The 18,254-nt window shown below is 68.7% G+C and carries 15 protein-coding genes and 1 pseudogene; 5 read left to right on the forward strand and 11 right to left on the reverse strand.

The window, feature by feature from the left end; translation table 11 throughout:
- The 3 genes and pseudogenes from AB4Z01_RS09695 to AB4Z01_RS09705 all read right to left on the reverse strand — a co-directional run.
- A pseudogene (locus AB4Z01_RS09695) lies at positions 1-1,083 on the reverse strand (DNA mismatch repair protein MutS); the annotation flags it as partial.
- A gap of 349 nt (positions 1,084-1,432) precedes the next feature.
- Entirely contained in the window at positions 1,433-1,933 is a 501-nt protein-coding gene (locus AB4Z01_RS09700; RefSeq protein ID WP_441692794.1) for a GNAT family N-acetyltransferase, read from the reverse strand.
- Between the two features lie 143 nt (positions 1,934-2,076).
- On the reverse strand, positions 2,077-2,238 hold the full coding sequence (locus AB4Z01_RS09705) for a hypothetical protein (protein ID WP_186002653.1): 162 nt from the start codon (positions 2,236-2,238) through the stop codon (positions 2,077-2,079).
- Positions 2,239-2,729: 491 nt separating this feature from the next.
- On the opposite strand from AB4Z01_RS09705, the gene AB4Z01_RS09710 reads away from it, so the two are divergent.
- The 4 genes from AB4Z01_RS09710 (at position 2,730) to AB4Z01_RS09725 (ending at position 9,733) form a co-directional block, all read left to right on the forward strand.
- Entirely contained in the window at positions 2,730-5,015 is a 2,286-nt protein-coding gene (locus tag AB4Z01_RS09710) for an NADP-dependent malic enzyme (RefSeq protein WP_441692799.1), read from the forward strand.
- Positions 5,016-5,146: 131 nt separating this feature from the next.
- Positions 5,147-5,695 carry an inorganic diphosphatase gene (gene ppa / locus AB4Z01_RS09715; protein WP_441692801.1) on the forward strand — a complete coding sequence of 183 codons (549 nt, stop codon included), beginning with the start codon at positions 5,147-5,149 and terminating at the stop codon, positions 5,693-5,695.
- A 171-nt stretch (positions 5,696-5,866) separates the two neighbouring features.
- Positions 5,867-8,335, forward strand: coding sequence for a bifunctional acetate--CoA ligase family protein/GNAT family N-acetyltransferase (locus AB4Z01_RS09720; protein ID WP_441692804.1), 2,469 nt, complete (start codon positions 5,867-5,869; stop codon positions 8,333-8,335).
- 144 nt (positions 8,336-8,479) lie between these two features.
- Positions 8,480-9,733: a lytic transglycosylase domain-containing protein gene (locus AB4Z01_RS09725; protein ID WP_441692807.1), complete on the forward strand. Its 1,254-nt coding sequence runs from the start codon at positions 8,480-8,482 to the stop codon at positions 9,731-9,733.
- Between the two features lie 240 nt (positions 9,734-9,973).
- Here the strand turns inward: AB4Z01_RS09725 and AB4Z01_RS09730 are convergent, their stop codons facing one another.
- Complete coding sequence (locus AB4Z01_RS09730) at positions 9,974-10,990, reverse strand: calcium-binding protein (protein ID WP_441692810.1); 1,017 nt, start codon at positions 10,988-10,990, stop codon at positions 9,974-9,976.
- Between the two features lie 344 nt (positions 10,991-11,334).
- Here AB4Z01_RS09730 and AB4Z01_RS09735 point away from each other — a divergent pair, with 344 nt between their 5' ends.
- The gene (locus AB4Z01_RS09735; RefSeq protein ID WP_441692813.1) at positions 11,335-12,294 is read left to right on the forward strand and encodes a LysR substrate-binding domain-containing protein; all 960 of its coding nucleotides are present in this window, start codon (positions 11,335-11,337) and stop codon (positions 12,292-12,294) included.
- On the opposite strand, the gene AB4Z01_RS09740 is transcribed toward AB4Z01_RS09735, so the two are convergent.
- The 7 genes from AB4Z01_RS09740 to pstS form a co-directional block, all read right to left on the reverse strand.
- Positions 12,258-12,839, reverse strand: a complete 582-nt coding sequence (locus tag AB4Z01_RS09740) for a class I SAM-dependent methyltransferase (protein WP_441692816.1) — start codon at positions 12,837-12,839, stop codon at positions 12,258-12,260. The genes AB4Z01_RS09735 and AB4Z01_RS09740 overlap by 37 nt on opposite strands.
- Before the next feature lie 62 nt (positions 12,840-12,901).
- Positions 12,902-13,609, reverse strand: a complete 708-nt coding sequence (gene phoB, locus AB4Z01_RS09745; RefSeq protein WP_441692819.1) for a phosphate regulon transcriptional regulator PhoB — start codon at positions 13,607-13,609, stop codon at positions 12,902-12,904.
- On the reverse strand, positions 13,606-14,337 hold the full coding sequence (gene phoU, locus AB4Z01_RS09750) for a phosphate signaling complex protein PhoU (protein ID WP_441692822.1): 732 nt from the start codon (positions 14,335-14,337) through the stop codon (positions 13,606-13,608). The genes phoB and phoU overlap by 4 nt, the downstream gene beginning before the upstream one ends.
- Before the next feature lie 25 nt (positions 14,338-14,362).
- A complete protein-coding gene (pstB, locus tag AB4Z01_RS09755) occupies positions 14,363-15,196 on the reverse strand; it encodes a phosphate ABC transporter ATP-binding protein PstB (protein ID WP_441692824.1) in 834 nt (277 codons plus the stop codon).
- Between the two features lie 5 nt (positions 15,197-15,201).
- Complete coding sequence (gene pstA, locus AB4Z01_RS09760) at positions 15,202-16,059, reverse strand: phosphate ABC transporter permease PstA (RefSeq protein WP_441692827.1); 858 nt, start codon at positions 16,057-16,059, stop codon at positions 15,202-15,204.
- Positions 16,060-16,062: 3 nt separating this feature from the next.
- Positions 16,063-17,043, reverse strand: a complete 981-nt coding sequence (gene pstC, locus AB4Z01_RS09765; protein ID WP_441692830.1) for a phosphate ABC transporter permease subunit PstC — start codon at positions 17,041-17,043, stop codon at positions 16,063-16,065.
- A 78-nt stretch (positions 17,044-17,121) separates the two neighbouring features.
- Positions 17,122-18,180, reverse strand: coding sequence for a phosphate ABC transporter substrate-binding protein PstS (gene pstS / locus AB4Z01_RS09770; protein WP_441692833.1), 1,059 nt, complete (start codon positions 18,178-18,180; stop codon positions 17,122-17,124).
- Positions 18,181-18,254: the final 74 nt, after the last annotated feature.

Genomic DNA, 18,254 nt, shown 5'->3' on the forward strand with positions numbered 1-18,254 from the left:
GCGCGGGCCGCCGCGGCCGAGGCCGAGCCGGGTCAGCGCCCGCTCCGCATCCGGGCAGGCGCGCAGCAGGGTGCGCAGATCGTCGCGCAGCTTGCCGTCCTCGACCAGCGCCTGAACCGCGTCGAGCCGCTCAGCCACCGCCTCCGGATCGGTCAGCGGCGCCGCCAGGTGGCCCGCCAGCAACCGGGCGCCGGGGCCGGTGACGGTGCGGTCGATCGCGGCCAGCAGGCTGCCGCGGCGGTCGCCCGACAGGGTCCGGGTCAGCTCCAGGTTGCGGCGGGTGGCGACGTCGATCTCCATCACCGCGCCGCGCGGCAGGCGGCGCGGTGGCGACAGCCGCGGCAGCGCCTTCTGGGTCAGCTGGATGTAGTCGACCAGGGCGCCGGCGGCGGCGACCTCGGCCCGCTCGAAGCTGCCGAACGCGTCCAGCGTGCCGACCCGGAACAGGTCCTGCAGGCGGCGCCGGCCGTTCTCGCTGTCGAAGCGGGCGGAGGGCTGCGGCGTCAGCCGCATCTTCCAGTCGCCGAGCAGCTCGAACAGCTCCGGATTCTGCAGCACCCGCTCGGGCAGCAGGATCTCGCTCGGGTCGAACCGGGCCAGGACGGCACCCAGCCGGTCGGCCGAAGTCGGCTCGGTCACCAGCTCGCCCGAGGAGATGTCGACCGCGGCGATGGCCAGGGTGCCGGCGACATCGGCCAGCGCCACCAGGTGATTCGCCGCGCGGGGCTCCAGCAGGCCGTCCTCGGTCACCGTGCCGGGGGTGACGATGCGCACCACCTCACGCCGCACGAGAGTCTTGCCGGAGCGCTTGCGGGCGTCCTCCGGGCTTTCGGTCTGGTCGCACAGCGCGACGCGGAAGCCCTGCCGGATCAGCCGGGCCAGATAGGCCTCGTGGCTGTGGGCGGGGACGCCTGCCATCGGGATGTCTTCGCCCTGGTGCTGGCCGCGCTTGGTCAGGGCGATGTCGAGCGCCGCCGCGGCCTTGACCGCGTCGTCGAAGAACATCTCGTAGAAATCGCCCATGCGGAAGAACAGCAGGCAGTCCGGATGGGCCGCCTTGGCCTCCAGATACTGCGCCATCATCGGCGTGACGGCGGGATCGGTCGTCGCGGGGGTGCTGCTGTCGGGCAAGGCTGTCGACACGGGATTCGGGATCGGATCGGCGAGGGGCGGACCGTAGCACGCACGCGGCGATGTCGGAACGCGGTTGCGCCCATAGCTCCGAGAGTAAATCGGGTGGAGAGACTCACCGGGGCATCGTTGTACTTTTCTGTCATTGCCGGGCTTGACCCGGCAATCCAGAAGATGTCGACAGCCTCTGGATGCCCGGGTCAAGCCCGGGCATGATAATATGGGCTTATGTTCCTTTGTCCGACTAACCTATCCGGCATTCCAATCAACCCATCGGAAAAGGGGAAGTCGAGGCCGCCGGTCAGGCGGCCTCGACCCGGTGCAGGATGCGCTGCAGCACCAGCTCGTCGCCGAGGGTCTCGCCAGTCTCGACGAAACCTTCGGAGGCGTAGAGCCGGCGGGCGGCGGCGTTGCCCGGCACCACGCCCAACAGCACCCGCTCGCTGCGGGGCAGCCGGTCCATGATGGCGAGCGTCGCCCGCAGGGCGGAGCGGCCGAAGCCGCGGCCCTGATAGCGGACGTCGATCATCAGCCGGTAGATCCAGCGATGGCCGTCCTGCGGGTCCAGCGCATGCATGACGAAGCCGACCGGCCCGCCATGGAAGGCGTCGCAGATGCCGAGTGCCGCGCACCAGGGCGAGGCGTCGGCTTCGGCGATCGACTCCGCATTGGAAGCGACGAAGCCCGACTGGTCCGACGCGACCCGGAGCGAGCCGAACACGGCCCGGTCCTGCGCCGTGACCAGGGGGACAAGCCGCACCGCCGGCGCTGCCGGCTGGGGCGGCGCACGATATGCGTACATGATTGTAGTCCTATCCAGCGTCGAATGCCCCGCGGCCCGGGCGGCGACATGCGGTCGCGCCCGGCCGGAGGCCGATGGAAGGCGGTCGATCTATCGACGGGAAGCGGCGGAGCGGAGCCCGAAGGCCCCGCCCCGCGCCCGTATCAAGATCGTAGCCCGACGTCCCGTTTCAGATGCTCGCTCAGCGAGTCGGCATCGCGGGGTTTTCGGCGCGGCGTCACGAGGACGCGGCCCAGCTCCGCAAAGGCGACGACGACGAGCGACAACGACGGACGGAAGGCACGCTTCTCGTTCGAAACGAACATGATGGTCTCCATGAGATTTGGAGGTGGGAAAACCGTCCGGCCGACAAGGGTCGGGCCCATGCGGGTCGGACGGGGCGACTCCGCACGGCGGGATGCCGGGCGGAATGGGGTGGATGGTTGAAGGGACGATCGGATGCGGAGTCGTCGGAGGCGGCCCGTGAGGGGCGTCCGGCGTGTCGGCAGCGATCAGGTCAGCGCAGGGAAGGTGTCAGGTCGTGAGTCGACGAAGACTGATCGTGCAGACGTTCAGGCGGCCTTGCCGCGATAAGCGAGAACGATGGTCATTGCACGATCCTCCCTGGAATTTGGAGTAGGATCGAGAGATACGGGATCGCCGCTGCGCTCCGCAAGCGCCTTTTCAAGAGGCCGCGCGAAGATGGCACGGCGTTGCACGGAAGCCACAGTCGGAACCGCGGTCGGAAAGGCTTGACGGTCCCCGCCGCCGAAGGGTCCATTACTCGGCCCGCTTCCAAGCTGCGCCGCCGGACACCATGACCAATCCATCGCTCGACGACGACGCCCTCGCCTTCCATGCCCAGGGCCGCCCCGGCAAGCTGGAGATCAGCGCGACCAAGCCGCTGACCACCCAGCGCGACCTGTCTCTGGCCTATTCCCCGGGCGTCGCAGCGCCCTGCCTGCGCATCCATGCCGATCCGGCCACCGCCTACGACTACACGTCGAAGGGCAACATCGTCGCCGTGATCTCGAACGGCACCGCGGTGCTGGGCCTGGGCGACCTCGGCGCCCTGGCCAGCAAGCCGGTGATGGAGGGCAAGGCCGTCCTGTTCAAGCGATTCGCCGATGTCGACGGCATCGACCTCGAGGTCGACACCCGCGACGTCGACGAGTTCGTCAACTGCGTGCGCTTCCTGGGCCCGTCCTTCGGCGGCATCAACCTCGAGGACATCAAGGCGCCGGACTGCTTCATCATCGAGGCCCGGCTGCGCGAGCTGCTGGACATCCCGGTGTTCCATGACGACCAGCACGGCACCGCGATCATCGCCGCGGCCGGGCTGATCAACGCGCTGGAGCTGACCGGCCGCGTCATCGGCGAGACCCGCATGGTGCTGAACGGCGCCGGCGCCGCGGCGATCGCTTGCGTCGAGCTGTTCAAGTCGCTCGGCGTGCCGGCGCAGAACATCATCCTGTGCGACAGCAAGGGCGTGGTCTGGCAGGGCCGCACCGAGGGCATGAACCAGTGGAAGGCGGCCCATGCGGTCGACACGCCGCACCGGACCCTGGCCGACGCGGTCAAGGGCGCCGATGTGTTCATCGGCCTGTCGGTCAAGGGCGCGATGACGGCGGAGATGGTCAGGTCGATGGCCGACAAGCCGATCATCTTCGCCCTGGCCAACCCGGACCCGGAGATCGCGCCGGACCAGGTCAAGGCGGTGCGGTCGGACGCGATCATCGCCACCGGCCGGTCGGACTATCCGAACCAGGTCAACAACGTGCTGGGCTTTCCCTACATCTTCCGCGGCGCGCTGGACGTCCGCGCCAGCACCATCAACGAGGCGATGAAGCTGGCCGCCGCCCATGCCCTGGCAGCGCTGGCCCGCCAGGACGTGCCGGACGAGGTCGACAGCGCCTATTCCGGCCGCCGGCTGCGCTACGGCCCCGACTACATCATCCCGGTGCCGTTCGACCCGCGGCTGATCGAGGAGATCCCGCTGGCCGTCGCCCAGGCGGCGATGGAATCGGGCGTCGCCCGCAAGCCGATCGCCGATGTCGCCGCCTATCGCCAGAGCCTGCGCCGCCGGTTGGACCCGACCATCGACAAGCTGCAGTTGATCTTCGACAAGGTCGCATCGACCGAGACCCGGGTGGTCTTCGCCGAGGGCGAGGAGGAGCGGACGATCCGCGCCGCCATCGCCTTCCGCGCCGCCGGCTACGGCACGCCGATCCTGATCGGCCGCGAGGAGCGGGTGCGCGAGACCATGGCCCGGATCGGCCTGCCCGAGGCGACCGTGGCCGAGCTCGAGATCCACAACGCCCGGCTGTCGCAGCACAATGAGCGCTACATCGACTTCGTCTGGCGCCGGCTGCAGCGCCAGGGCCTGCTGCAGCGCGACGTAGCGCGCATGGTCAACCAGGGCCGCAACATCTTCGCCGCCTGCATGGTCGCGCATGGCGACGCCGACGCCATGGTCACCGGCCTGACCCGCAACTTCACCACCTGCTTCGAGGAGATCACCCGGGTGATCGACCCGGCGCCGCAGCATGTGCCCTTCGGCCTGTCGATGCTGACCGTGCGCGGCGGCACGGTGCTGATCGCCGACACCACGGTGCATGAGCGGCCGGACCCGGACCTGCTGGTCGACATCGCGCTGCAGGCCGCGGCCAAGGCCCGGTCGCTGGGCCACGAGCCGCGGCTGGCCTTCGTCTCCTCCTCCAATTTCGGCCAGCCGATGCGCGAGTTCACCCAGCGCATCCGCGACGCGGTGACGATCATGGACGCCCGGGCCAAGGCCGGCGGGGTCGATTTCGAATATGACGGCGAGATGACCGCCGAGGTGGCGCTGGACTATGCGCTGATGAAGCGGCTGTACCCGTTCGCCCGCCTGTCCGGCCCGGCCAACCTCCTGATCATGCCGGCGCTGAACGCGGCCAATATCGGCGCCAAGATGATCCAGAAGCTGGCCGGCGCCTCGCTGATCGGCCCGCTGCTGTGCGGGCTGCAGAAGCCGGCCCAGGTGGTGCAGATGGGCGCGACGGTGAACGAGATCGTCACCGCGGCGGCGCTGGCTGCCTACGACGCCTTGGCGCAGCGACGGTAATCGGCTTCGCTGCATCGCACAAAAAAGACGGGGCGATGCGCGGAGAGGGAATGGCTGGGCACTAGCGGTCGGGCGCGGTCCGCATTATGGTCCGCGCCCGGAACCCTACAGGACCACAGACCAGGGCCGACATGGACATCAGCAAGATCGCGGTCGGGGTGAACCCGCCCTTCGACGTCAACGTCATCATCGAGAACCCCATGGGCGGGGTGCCGGTGAAGTACGAGCTCGACAAGGAATCGGGCGCGATGTTCGTCGACCGCTTCCTGCACACCGCGATGGCCTATCCGGGCAATTACGGCTTCATCCCGCACACCCTGTCGGGCGACGGCGACCCGGTCGACGTCATCGTCGTCGGCCGCGAGCCGGTGATGCCCGGCGCCGTGCTGCGCGCCCGCCCGGTCGGCGTGCTGCTGATGGAGGACGAGGCCGGCCAGGACGAGAAGATCCTGGCGGTGCCGGTGTCGAAGCTGCACCCCTACTACAACAAGGTGCAGAGCTACGAGGACCTGCAGGAGATCCTGCGCGACCAGATCAGCCACTTCTTCGCCCACTACAAGGACCTGGAGAAGGGCAAGTGGGTCCGCATCATGGGCTGGGACGGCCCACAGCGGGCGGCGGAGATGATCGTCGAGGGCATTGAGCGGGCCAAGTCCGACAAAAAGAACGCCGCGGAGTAATCCGAAAGTCCTTCCGGATCCCTCGGACCTTCACCGATTGCCTCTCCCGCAAGCGGGAGAGGCTACGCATTCTTTATACCCGCGACCTCTCTCGATCATCATCACTGAACATCCCCGCTTGAGCCCACGCGCCTGGTCCGCCACCCTGGTGGTTTCCGGCGAGGGCCTGCGATGTCGGTGCGCAACCTGGACGCCCTGTTCCAACCGGCCTCGATCGCGCTGATCGCCGACGGGCCGGTCGGCGCCGTGCTGGCCCGCAACCTGTCCGCCGGCGGCTTCCACGGGCCGGTGATGCCGGTCACGCACGGCGCCCGGTCGGTCGGCAGCGCCTTCGCCTACCCCTCGATCGCGGCCCTGCCGATGGCGCCGGACCTGGCGGTGATCGCGGCACCGCCCGACGCGCTGCCCGGGCTGATCGCCGAGCTCGGCGGCCGCGGCACCCGAGCCGCCGCCATTGTCGGCACCGACCGGCCGGCGGCGGCCGAGGGCCCGGACGACGCCCGGCTGCGCCAAGCGATGCTGGACGCGGCGCGCCCCCATCTGCTGCGCATCCTCGGCCCCGACGGCTTCGGCCTGATGGCGCCGCATCACGGCGTCAATGCCAGCCTGGGCCATGTCGCGCCCAAGGACGGCGACCTCGCCTTCGTCAGCCAGTCCGGCGCGGTCGCCGCCGCGGTGCTGGATTGGGCCGCCCGGCGCGGCATCGGCTTCAGCCATGTCGTGTCGCTGGGCGGCATGGCCGATGTCGATTTCGGCGACATGCTGGACTGGCTGGCCGCCGATATCCGCACCCGCGCCGTGCTGCTGCACATCGAGACCATCAGCCACGCCCGCAAATTCATGTCTGCCGCCCGCCTCGCCGCCCGCACCCGGCCGGTGGTGGTGATTCGGCCCGGCCGCGGCACCCCTGGGGCCGGTGACGCCGACGGGCTGATCGGTCCGGACGCAGTTTATGACGCCGCCTTCCGCCGCGCCGGCATGCTGCGGGTGTTCGACTTGGCCGAGCTGTTCGATGCGGTCGAGACCCTGGCCAGCGGCCTGAAGGTGGGCGGCGAAAGACTCGCGATCCTCACCAATGGCGCCGGACTCGGCCTGCTGGCGGCGGAAGCCCTGACCGAGTCCGGCGGGACCCTGGCTGTGCCGACGCTGGCGACTTTGACACGGTTGCGGGCGGCCGGCGCCGATGCATCCGGCCCGATCGACCTGGGCGACGCGGCGCCGGCCGACCGCTTTGCCCGGGCGCTGGAGGCGCTGCTGGCCGATCCCGGCCGTGACGCGGTGCTGGTGGTGAACGGCCCCAGCGCCATCGCCGACCCGGTCGAGGCGGCGCGGGCGCTAACCGGCGTGGTCGCCGCAGCGGCCAAGCGCGACGGCCGCCGCCCGCCGGTTCTGGCAAGCTGGCTCGGCGCCACCGCCGAGACCCGGCGGCTGTTCGCCGAGGCCCGCATCCCTGGCTACGACACGCCGGGCCAGGCGGCGCGCGCCTTCATGCATCTGGCCCGGCACCGGCGGAACCAGATGCTGCTGATGCAGACGCCGCCCGCCCTGCCGGAGGATTTCGAGCCGGACGCCGATGCCGCCCGGGCGGTGATCGCGGCGGCGCTCGCCAAGGGCCGGACCGAGCTGAGCCCAGCCGAGTCGCGGTCGGTGCTGGAGTCCTACCGCATTCCGCTGCTGCCCGAGAGCGCCGCCATTCCGCCCGAGGCGCATCCGCTGGTGCTGGGGATCGACGAGGACCCGGTGTTCGGCCCGGTTCTGCTGTTCGGCCAGGGCGGCGCCGCGGCCGAGTTGCTGCATGACGGCGTCGCCGCCCTGCCGCCGCTGAACGCGGTGCTGGCCCGCGACCTGATGATGCGCGCCCGGGTGTGGCGGCTGCTGCAGGGCTATCGCGGCCGGCCAGCGGCCGACCTGGATGCCGTGGCGCTGACCCTGGTCAAGCTGTCGCAGCTGGCCGCCGACCTGTCGGAGGTGGCGGCGCTGCGGATCAACCCGCTGCTGGCCGGCGCCGGGGGCGTGCTGGTGCCCGGCGCCGCGATCCGGGTGCAGCCGCCGCTGCCGCCGGGCACGCCGCGCTTCGCCATCCGGCCCTATCCGCAGCGGCTGGTGCAGCGGCTGGCGCTGCGCGACGGGCGCGAGATCACGCTGCGGCCGGTGCGGCCCGAGGACGAGCCGGCGATCCAGGAGATGCTGCAGCGGTCCAGCCCCGAGGATGTGCGGCTGCGCTTCTTCAGCGCCATGCGCAGCTTCAGCCACGAATTCGCCGCCCGGCTGACCCAGATCGACTACGACCGCGAGATGGCGCTGGTGGTGGAGGCCGAGGAGGACGGCCGCCGGGTGATCCTGGGCGCCGTGCGCATCATCGCCGACCCGGACGGCGAGACCGCGGAATACGGCATCATGGTGCGCTCCGACCTCAAGGGCCAGGGTCTCGGCCACCGGTTGATGACCGAGATCATCGACTATGCCCGCGGCCGCGGGCTGAAGCGGATCTTCGGCGAGGTGCTGCGGGAAAACACGACGATGCTGCGCATGGCCGGAGAGCTCGGATTCGCCCGCGCCGACGTGCCGGACGAGCCCGGCATCATTCATGTGACGATTTCGCTCGACCATTTGCCCGCTCTCAGTCAGCATTCCGCATAGGAAATCCGCGACCCAGGGGGATGGGTGTTTGTGTTTTTCCTCTTTGAATGAACGACTTGTCCGTATACGTTGAGGGCCTGCGTTAATTTGCGACCCGCGGCGATGCCGCCGGGCTTTTGCGTTTGGGGGAGCATGGAGGGGAAGATGCCAGGGACATTCCGCTGGACCAGGACGGTTGCGGCCACGGCCTTGCTCGCGGGGCTGCTTGCCGCCTGCGCCGAGGCTCCGAAGCCGAAACCCGCCGTGGTCGCCAGCGGCCCCTGGGGCGCCGAGATCCACGACGCTTCGCGCCGCTTCGACATCCCCGAGGAATGGATCCGCGCGGTGATGCATGTGGAGAGCGGCGGCCAGACCCATTGGAAGGGTGGCCAGCCGATCACCAGCACGGCCGGCGCGATGGGGCTGATGCAGGTGATGCCCGGCACCTATGACGAGCTGCGCTACGTCCACGGCCTGGGCCCCGACGCCTATGAGCCGCGCGACAACATCCTGGCCGGCGCCGCCTATATCCGCGAGATGTACGACCTGTACGGCTATCCCGGCTTCCTCGGCGCCTACAATGCCGGGCCGGAGCGGTACCGCCAGTATGTCGAGGAAGGCCGGCCGCTGCCGCGCGAGACCGAGCGCTACATGGATATCATCGCGCCGCAGATCGCCGGCATCATGCCGGGCAAGGGCGGCACCGACCGGATGACCCAGTACGCCGCCGCCCAGATCCAGCAGAAGGTGCCGGCGCCGATCCGCATGGCGCCGATCCCCGACGGGTCGTCCAGCCGCAACACCACCGTGGTGGCGGCGATGAAGCCGATCCCGGACGGGTCGTCGATGCGGAACACGACGGTGGTCGCGGCGATGCAGCCGATTCCCGATGGCTCGTCGACTCGCGGCACCACCGTGGTCGCCGCGATGCAGCCGATCCCGGACGGGTCGAGCACCGTGGTCGCTTCGACGCTGCCGCCGGTCCGCGTGATACAGCAGCCCGGCGTGGTGCGGATGCAGCCGATCCCGGATGCCGGCATCCGGGTCGCCGCGGCCGCCCCGGTCGCGCGCCAGGTCGCCCCGGCCCCGGTGCGGATGGCCCCGATCCCCGACGGCAGCACCCAGGTCGCCGCCGCAGCTCCGGTCGTCCGTCCGGCACCGGTGCGCATGGCGCCGATCCCGGATGCGCCGGCACAGGTGGCGGCCGCCGTACGGGCCCCGGCTCCCGCCGCCCGGGTCGCGGTGGCGCCGACCCGGATGGCGCCGATCCCCGACGCCCCGCCGGTCCGTGTCGCAGCCGCGGCCAAGCCCGCGCGCGCGCCGGCGCTGCAGCAGGTCGCCGACGCCGGCGAGACGCCTCGGCGCCAGGCCAACGGCCTGCCCAGCGGCTGGTTCGTGCCGAGCGCGCCGGGCAACTGACCGTCTGTTCACAGGAAAGCCCGCGCCGCCGAAGGGTGGCGCGGGCTTTTGTTTGGCACGATGTCGGCCCGGCCCTCTCCATCTGGCCGGGCGTCCGGCCGCCGAGCATGCCGACCCGGTCGCGGCGAGTCCCGAAGGGGCGTTGCCGCCCAACGGTACAGGCCCCTCTCGGTCGCCATGGCGCCACGCCCGCGACGATGAGGAGCGAGAGTCGATCCGAAGAAAGACGGTATCCGGCACTCAGAGCATGAAGTCGGCGGCCTGCAACGCGATGCCGCCGGTCAGAACGATATGGAAGTCGGAGGTGCCGTTGCCGTTGACGTCGCCGGCGATGGTGGTGACGCCAGGGCTGGTGACGGCGGCGCGCAGTTCGCCAGCATGGTGGGTGTAGAGGCCCGTGCCGATGAAGGTGAAGGCCTGGTTGCCGGCCGCTGCGGTGTTGGCGTCGATCGTGGACAGGTCGATCCTGTCGCCCTGGGCGTGGCTGAAATCAGTGATCCGGTCGGCATTGGCCCCGATCATGCTCTCAACGATCGCGGCATAGACGAAGCGGTCGGCCCCGATGCCGCCGGTCAGCGTGTCCTTGCCCCCCGCCCCGGTGAGCACGTCGTTGCCCCCAGCCCCGGTGAGCGCGTCGTTGCCCTCGTAACCGTTCAGGATGTTGGCGGCAGCGTTGCCAGCGATGGTGTCACCGGCCTTGCCGCCATTGACGTTCTCGATCCCGGCAAAGGTGTCGCCCTGGGCATCGCCGCCGCTGCCGATGCCCGATGTCAAGTAGACAGTGACTGCAGCCACCGCGCCCCAATAAGTGGCGAGATCGGTGCCGGAGCCGCCTTCGAGCCGATCCGCCCCGGCGCCGCCACGGAGCACGTCGTTGCCCTCGAGACCGAACAGGGAGTTGGCGCCGGCCGATCCGTTCAGCGTATCGCCGGAACCGCCGCCGAAGAGTGCCTCGACGTCGCTGCCGATCACATCGCCCTCGGCATCGCCGCCATGCCCCGTGCCGCCGATCGTCACGGTCACTGCTACAGTGCTGTAGCTGTAGACGGCGGCATCCTCGCTCCCGGCACCGCCGTTCAGCTGATCTGCTCCCGACCCGCCGATGAGGAAATCCGAGCCATTCCCGCCATTCAGCTTGTCCGCCCCGGCCCCGCCGATGAGGTCATCGTCGCCGTCGCCGCCATCGAGCGTGTCCCACCCGCCCCAGCCCCAAAGCTGGTCGTTTCCGGCATATCCAAGTATCAGATCGTCAAGCACCGTCCCATCCAGGTCATCACTGGCGTCTGTTCCAACGATTGTATTGACCATTCCATCCCTCCATCCCAAAGAGAGGCCAGGCCGATCGTCGGCCCTCCGGTTTCAGATTGCAGAAATATCAAGTTAAATTTCTGAATTTCTTCATGATTATTCGAGCTTTGAAAATATATATTTGATTTATGCTTTTATAAGACATATCTATAAAATGCATTTCCGGTGCCGACAATCGAGTATTGTTCAATTCTGAATGAGGAAAATGCAAAGGCTGCGGGTGAGCGGCCCTCGATCGCTCGTTACGGACTGCGGCGACAGAGGATGCATGGTGCCCAGCAAGGGAGATCGGAATGAGGCCGAGGCACGTGCCACTCAACGCCTTGCCGTTTTTTGAAGCTGCGGCACGGCTGGGCAGCCTGACCATGGCGGCAGCGGAGCTGTGCGTCACCCCCGGCGCCGCGAGCCGGCAGGTGAAATCGCTTGAAGCCGCGCTCGGCGTTGCCTTGTTTCGGCGCCGCAACAACGCGATCGAACTGACGGATGAGGGCCAGGCCCTGCTGGCCTACGTCACCGATGCGCTCGGCCGGATCCGCACCGGGTCGCGGATGGCCGCCTCACGCGGGTCGCGGCTGGTCGTGCGCGCACCGCTGACCTTGGCCCAGCGCTGGCTGATCCCGCGTCTCGGCGCCTTTCGGCAAATGCATCCAGGGGTCGACCTCTGGGTCAAGACGATCGGGTCCGGCGCGCCGGTCGACCCCGATGTCGAGATCCGCTACACGCGGGGCGATGCAGCCGATCCGGCCCATACCCAAGGCCGGATCATCCTGCACGACCGCATCGCCGCGGTCTGCCGTCCGGGCAGCCGCTTCGGCGATGCGCGGACACCGGCCGACCTGCTGCAGATGCCGATCCTGCTCGACACTTTCGACGGCTGGTCGTGGCAGCGCTGGTGTGACATCGCCGGCATCCCGTTCCTGCCGGCCAAGGGCACCACCACCCTCGACACCGACGAAGCGGCGATCGTGGCCTGCCTGGCCGGCTTCGGCGTCGCGCTGGCGACGTCCGCCTTCGTCGCACCGCTGATTGCCGGCGGCGAATTGCAGCCGCTGTGCCCGCAGATCCATCCGGTGATCGGGGTCTATCGCGCAATGGCCCTGTCGTCGAGCCCGACCACGCTGGCGTTCATGGCTTGGCTCGACGGGCTCGAGCAGCGTGGCCTTGCAGATTATCCCGGTCCGGGTCCCGCAGCCGCCGTCAGGGGGAAGCCCAGGGATCAGGCCGCGTCAGGCAGCCCCGTCGGGCGGCGGTAGCTCCAGGCGCCGAGCGGCGGCAGGTTGCGCCAGACGAAATCGACCATCCGGCCCTGCAGCCCCAGCTTGCGCCGCGGCAGCGGCGACAGGATCTGGTTGGTCAGCTGCAGGAAGCGGCCCGACCGGCCCATGCGGGCGAAGGCCGCGTCGATGATCTGCCGCTGCAGGTCGAGCGGAAACCAGATGATCGGCAGGCTGGACGCCACCACCGACAGCCGCTTGATGCCGGCCTTGTCCAGCATCGGGCCGATCTCGGCCACGTCGCCCTCCAGCACCGTGACGCCGGGGAAGCGCTGGCGCAGCACGGCGCAGAACTCCGGCATCTTCTCGACCACCACCAGCTTCTCCGGCGGCAGCCCGGTCGCCAGCAGCCCTTCGGTCAGGCTGCCGCTGCCGGCGCCGAGCTCGAGCACTGGATCGCTGCAACGGGGATCGATGTGCCGGGCAAAGGCGCGGGCCACGGCGGGGCCTGACGGCGCCCAGGCCGCGACCTTCAGCGGCGAGCGGAACCACAACCGGAGATACAGCCAGGAATCCTTGCTCATTCGACACACCTCCGTGCCGTTCGTCGGGGACAACCGCCTGTCTTTGCAGAAAGTTCCCGGGCTCAGGCCTGCGCCTGGACGTCGAGCGAATAGCCGGCGGAGCGGACGGTGCGGATCAGGTCGGTCTCGCTCTCGTCGTTCAGCGCCTTGCGCAGGCGGCGGATATGGACGTCGACGGTGCGCGGCTCGACATAGACGTCGTGGCCCCAGACGATGTCGAGCAGCTGCTCGCGGCTGAACACCCGGCCGGGATGCTGCATGAAGTGGCGCAGCAGCCGGAACTCGGTGGGGCCGAGATGCACGTCGCGGTTGCCGCGGCGGACACGGTGTCCGCCGAGATCCATGCTGAGATCGGCGTAGCTGAGGATGTCGCCGGCGCTGGACGGCGAGGTGCGGCGCAGCACCGCCTTGATCCGGGCCATCAGCTCGGGCGTCGAGAACGGCTTGGCGACATAGTCGTCGGCGCCGGAATCGAGGCCGCGGACGCGGTCACCCTCCTCGCCCCGCGCGGTCAGCATGATCACCGGGATGTCGCGGGTCTTGGCGCCGCGGCGCAGCTGGCGGCAGACCTCGATGCCGGAGAGATGCGGCAGCATCCAGTCGAGCAGCACCAGGTCCGGGCGCTGCTCGCTGGCCAGCAGCAGCGCTTCCTCGCCGTCATACGCGGCGAGGACGCGGAAGCCCTCGCGCTCGAGGTTGTAGGTCAGGAGGGTGACGAGGTCGACTTCGTCCTCGACCACCAGAACCAGCGGCTGGATGCCGGCCCTCATGCGTTCTCCTCCGGCTTGGCCTCGGGAGTGACGACGGTGAAGGAGGAGGAGTCGCCCTTCGGCCGCGCATCCTTCACCGGCTTGCCCGTGAGCAGGAAGTGGATCAGCTCGGCGATGTTAGTGGCGTGGTCGCCGATCCGCTCGATGTTCTTGGCGATGAACAGCAGATGGGTGCAGGGCGTGATGTTGCGCGGATCCTCCATCATGTAGGTGAGGGTCTCGCGGAACAGGCTGGTGTAGAGGTCGTCGACCGATTCATCCTGGCGCCAGGCCGACAGCGCCTTGTCCAGATCGCGCTCGGTGTAGGCGTCGAGCACGTCCTTGATGATCTGCTGCACCATCCGGCCCATGCGCGGCAGCGTCGCCACCGGCCGGACCACCGGCACCTGGGCCAGCGCCAGCGACCGCTTGGCGATGTTGGCGGCGTAGTCGCCGATCCGCTCGAGGTCCGAGGCGATGCGCAAGGCCGAGATCACCTCGCGCAGATCGGCCGCGAAGGGCTGGCGCAGGGCCAGGATCTGGACCACCGCGGCGTCGATCGAGGCCTCGTAGGCGTCCATCTGCTCGTCGCTGCGCATCACCCGGCCGGCGAGGTCGGCATCGCGCCGCACCACCGCCTGGATGGCGAGCTCGAGCTGGCTTTCGGCCAGGCCGCCCATCTGCACGATGGTCCGGCGCAGGGCCTCGAGCTCCTGGTCGAAGGACTTGACGATATGTTCGTTTGCCATGGCGCTGATCCTTCTGACCCCCGGCTCAGCCGAAGCGGCCGGTGATGTAGCTGTGCGTCCGCTCGTTCTTCGGGCTGGTGAACAGCTCCGACGTCTCGCCGAACTCGACCAGCTCGCCAAGATACATGAAAGCGGTGAAGTCGGCGGCGCGGGCCGCCTGCTGCATGTTGTGGGTGACGATCGCGATCGTGTAGTCGGTCTTCAGCTCGTCGATCAGCTCCTCGATCTTCGCGGTCGAGATYGGGTCGAGCGCCGAGGTCGGCTCGTCGAGCAGCAGCACGTCCGGCTGCATCGCGATGGTGCGGGCGATGCACAGGCGCTGCTGCTGGCCGCCGGACAGGCTGGTGCCGCTCTTCCTCAGCTTGTCCTTGACCTCGTCCCACAGCGCGGCGCGGCGCAGCGCCGCCTCGATGCGGCCGTCCATCTCGGCCTGGTCCAGCTTCTCATACAGCCGGATGCCGAAGGCGACGTTGTCGTAGATCGACATCGGGAACGGCGTCGGCTTCTGGAACACCATGCCGACCCGGGCGCGCAGCAGGTTGACGTCCTGCTTCGAGCTGAGGATGTTCTCGCCGTCCAGCAGCACCTCGCCGGCGGCGCGCTGCTTCGGATACAGGTCGTACATCCGGTTCAGGATGCGCAGCAGCGTCGACTTCCCGCAGCCCGAGGGACCGATGAAGGCGGTGACGCAGCGCTCGTACAGCGGCAGGCTGATCTTCTTCAGCGCCTCGTTGTCATCATAGAAGAATGACAGGTTGCGGACCGAGATCTTCTCGCGCAGATCGCGGCCGAGATCGGTCGGGCGCTCGACATTGATGTTCATGTCGAGCGTCGTCACCTGAGCACCATTGCCTGTCATGACCGTCAGCCCTGCTTGCCGCCGAGCGAGGAGAGCGCCCGGGCGATGATGTTGAGGAGAAGGATCGTCACCGTGATCAGAAGCGCGCCGCCCCAGGCCAGGCGCTGCCAGTCCTCATAGGGGCTGAGCGCGAACTGGAAGATGACCACCGGCAGGTTGGCCATCGGCGCATTCATGTCCGTGCTCCAGAACTGGTTGTTCAGGGCGGTGAACAGGAGCGGCGCCGTCTCGCCGCTGATCCGGGCGACCGCCAGCAGCACGCCGGTGATCATGCCGTTGCGCGCGGCGCGGTAGCAGATCATCAGCACCACCTTCCACTGCGGCGAGCCCAGCGCCGCGGCGGCCTCGCGCAGGGTGTTCGGCACCAGCTTCAGCATGTCCTCGGTGGTGCGGATCACCACCGGCATGGCGATGATCGACAGCGCCACGGCACCGGCCCAGGCCGAAAAATGGCCCATCGACGACACCATGATCTCGTAGACGAACAGGCCGATCACGATCGACGGCGCGCTGAGGAGGATGTCGTTGATGAAGCGGATCACCTCGGCCAGCTTGCTGGTCTTGCCGAACTCGGCCAGGTAGGTGCCGGCTAGGATGCCGACCGGAGTACCGATCAGCGTGCCGACCACGGTCATGACCAGGCTGCCGAAGATCGCGTTCAGCAGGCCGCCGCCTTCGCCCGGAGGCGGCGGCGTCGATTCCGTGAACAGGGCCGGCGTGATGGCGGAGAGGCCGTTGGCCACCAGCGTGGCGAGGATCCAGACCAGCCACATGAGGCCGAAAGCGGCGGCGCCGACCGAGATGGTGAGCGCCACCTTGTTGACGACCCGGCGCCGGGCATAGAGCGCGGATGAAGCCGGCATGTCCTAGCCCCCCGTCTTGCGCTGCAGCCGCAGCAGCTGGATCTTGGCGAGCGCCAGGACGATGAAGGTGATGACGAAGAGCACGAGGCCCAGCGCGATCAGCGACGAGGTGTAGAGGTCGCCGACGGCCTCGGTGAACTCATTGGCGATCGAGGCCGAGATGGTGGTGCCCGGCGCCAGGATCGAGTTCGAGATGCGGTGGGCGTTGCCGATGACGAAGGTCACCGCCATGGTCTCGCCCAGCGCCCGGCCGAGGCCGAGCATGACGCCGCCGACCACGCCGACGCGGCTGTAGGGCAGCACCACCTTCCACACCACCTCCCAGGTCGTGGCACCCAGGCCGTAGGCCGATTCCTTGAGCAGCGGCGGCACCGTCTCGAACACGTCGCGCATGATCGAGGTGATGAAGGGCAGCACCATGATCGCCAGGATCAGCCCGGCGGTGAAGATGCCGATGCCGTAGGGCGGGCCGGCAAAGAAGATGCCGATCCAGGGGAGCTTGCCGAGCGTCTGGATCAGGAAGGGCTGCACCGTCTGCTGCAGGATCGGCGCCAGCACGAAGAAGCCCCAGATGCCGTAGATGATGCTGGGGATGCCGGCCAGGAGCTCGATGGCGATGCCGAGCGGCCGTTTCAGCACCGGCGGGCACAGCTCGGTCAGGAAGATGGCGATGCCGAAGCTGATCGGGACGCCGATCACCATGGCGATCACCGAGGTCATCAGCGTGCCGTAGATCGGCGCCAGCGCGCCGAACTTCTCGGTCACCGGGTTCCAGACCTCGTTGAAGACGAAGCCGAAGCCGAACGTTTGAATCGCCGGCATGGCGCCGATGATCAGCGACAGGATCACCCCGCCGAGGATCGCCAGCACCAGCACGGCGAAGAACAGCGTGACCAGGCGGAAGCCGGTGTCTGTCGCGCGCTGCCGCTGCGCGGTCCGCGCGTCGATCCGCGGCCCGATCTTCTGATAGGTGGCGTCCACCATCGATCACCTTGCCCTGGGAAACAGGCGGCGCCGTGCGGAAATTCGCACGGCGCCCAATCGATCAGCCGTTGCCGGCGATCACTTCGAGGCGGTCCAGACCGGCTTGCCGTCGGCGCCCTTGATGCTGTCGGCCCAGGTCTTGTGGACCATGTCGACCACCGCGTCCGGCATCGGCACGTAGTCGAGATCCTCCGCCAGCTTGTCCTGGCCGTAGGCCCAGGCGAAGAACTGCAGCGCGGTGGCCGACGCGGCCTGATCCTGCGGCTGCTTGTACATCAGGATGAAGCTGGCGCCGGTGATCGGCCAGCTCTCCGCACCCGGCTCGTTGGTCAGGATGACGTAGTAGCCCTTGGCGTTGGCCCAGTCGGCGGCCGAGGCCGCGGCCTGGAAGGTCTTGATCGTCGGGTCGACCGCCTTGCCGTCCTTGTTGACCAGCTTGACGTAGGTCAGCTTGTTCTGCTTGGCGTAGGCGTATTCGACATAGCCGATCGCGCCTTCGGTCTGCTTGGCGGTGTTGGCGACGCCCTCATTGCCCTTGGCGCCGATGCCGGCCGGCCACTGCACCGAGGAGTTGGCGCCGACCGTGTCCTTGAACTTGGCGTTCACCGACGAGAGATAGGTGGTGAACAGGAAGTTGGTGCCCGACCCGTCCGACCGGTAGGCCGGGGCGATGGCGGTGTCCGGCAGCTCGACGCCCGGGTTCAGCGCCTTGATCTTGTCGTCGTTCCAGGCGGTGATGTCGCCGAGATAGATCTGCGCGATCAGGTCGCCGCTGAGGATCAGCTGGCCCGGCGCGACGCCCGGGATGTTCACGACCGGCACGACGCCGCCCATGATCATCGGGAACTGCACGAGGCCGGCGGCGTCGAGATCCTCCGGCTTCAGCGGCATGTCCGACGCGCCGAAGGTGACGGTCTTTTCCTTGATCTGCTTGATGCCGCCGCCCGAACCGATCGACTGGTAGTTCAGGCCGATGCCGCTTTCCTTCTTATAGGAATCGGCCCATTTGGCGTAGACGGGGTAGGGGAAGGTGGCGCCGGCGCCGGAAATATCAGCCGCCTGGGACGCGCCCGCCACGAGCGCAACCGCCGCGCCGAGCACCGCGCTGCGAAGGATGGTTCGTGAAAAAAGCTTCACGCGAATCTCCTGTGGTGGTGGGACGAGCCTGATGGCTTCGCCCGGTCAGGCGACCAGCGCCCCGTTCCGAGCGC

The sequence above is a fragment of the Inquilinus sp. YAF38 genome (assembly GCF_052113205.1).
In the GTDB taxonomy this organism is placed as follows: domain Bacteria; phylum Pseudomonadota; class Alphaproteobacteria; order DSM-16000; family Inquilinaceae; genus Inquilinus.

Excerpts from the sequence above, each read along its gene's own strand:
- AB4Z01_RS09700 (WP_441692794.1), bottom strand. The coding sequence starts at position 1,933 with ATGTACGCATATCGTGCGCCGCCCCAGCCGGCAGCGCCGGCGGTGCGG.
- AB4Z01_RS09705 (WP_186002653.1), bottom strand. The coding sequence starts at position 2,238 with ATGTTCGTTTCGAACGAGAAGCGTGCCTTCCGTCCGTCGTTGTCGCTC.
- AB4Z01_RS09710 (WP_441692799.1), top strand. The coding sequence starts at position 2,730 with ATGACCAATCCATCGCTCGACGACGACGCCCTCGCCTTCCATGCCCAG.
- ppa (WP_441692801.1), top strand. The coding sequence starts at position 5,147 with ATGGACATCAGCAAGATCGCGGTCGGGGTGAACCCGCCCTTCGACGTC.
- AB4Z01_RS09720 (WP_441692804.1), top strand. The coding sequence starts at position 5,867 with ATGTCGGTGCGCAACCTGGACGCCCTGTTCCAACCGGCCTCGATCGCG.
- AB4Z01_RS09725 (WP_441692807.1), top strand. The coding sequence starts at position 8,480 with ATGCCAGGGACATTCCGCTGGACCAGGACGGTTGCGGCCACGGCCTTG.
- AB4Z01_RS09735 (WP_441692813.1), top strand. The coding sequence starts at position 11,335 with ATGAGGCCGAGGCACGTGCCACTCAACGCCTTGCCGTTTTTTGAAGCT.
- AB4Z01_RS09740 (WP_441692816.1), bottom strand. The coding sequence starts at position 12,839 with ATGAGCAAGGATTCCTGGCTGTATCTCCGGTTGTGGTTCCGCTCGCCG.
- phoB (WP_441692819.1), bottom strand. The coding sequence starts at position 13,609 with ATGAGGGCCGGCATCCAGCCGCTGGTTCTGGTGGTCGAGGACGAAGTC.
- phoU (WP_441692822.1), bottom strand. The coding sequence starts at position 14,337 with ATGGCAAACGAACATATCGTCAAGTCCTTCGACCAGGAGCTCGAGGCC.
- pstA (WP_441692827.1), bottom strand. The coding sequence starts at position 16,059 with ATGCCGGCTTCATCCGCGCTCTATGCCCGGCGCCGGGTCGTCAACAAG.
- pstC (WP_441692830.1), bottom strand. The coding sequence starts at position 17,043 with ATGGTGGACGCCACCTATCAGAAGATCGGGCCGCGGATCGACGCGCGG.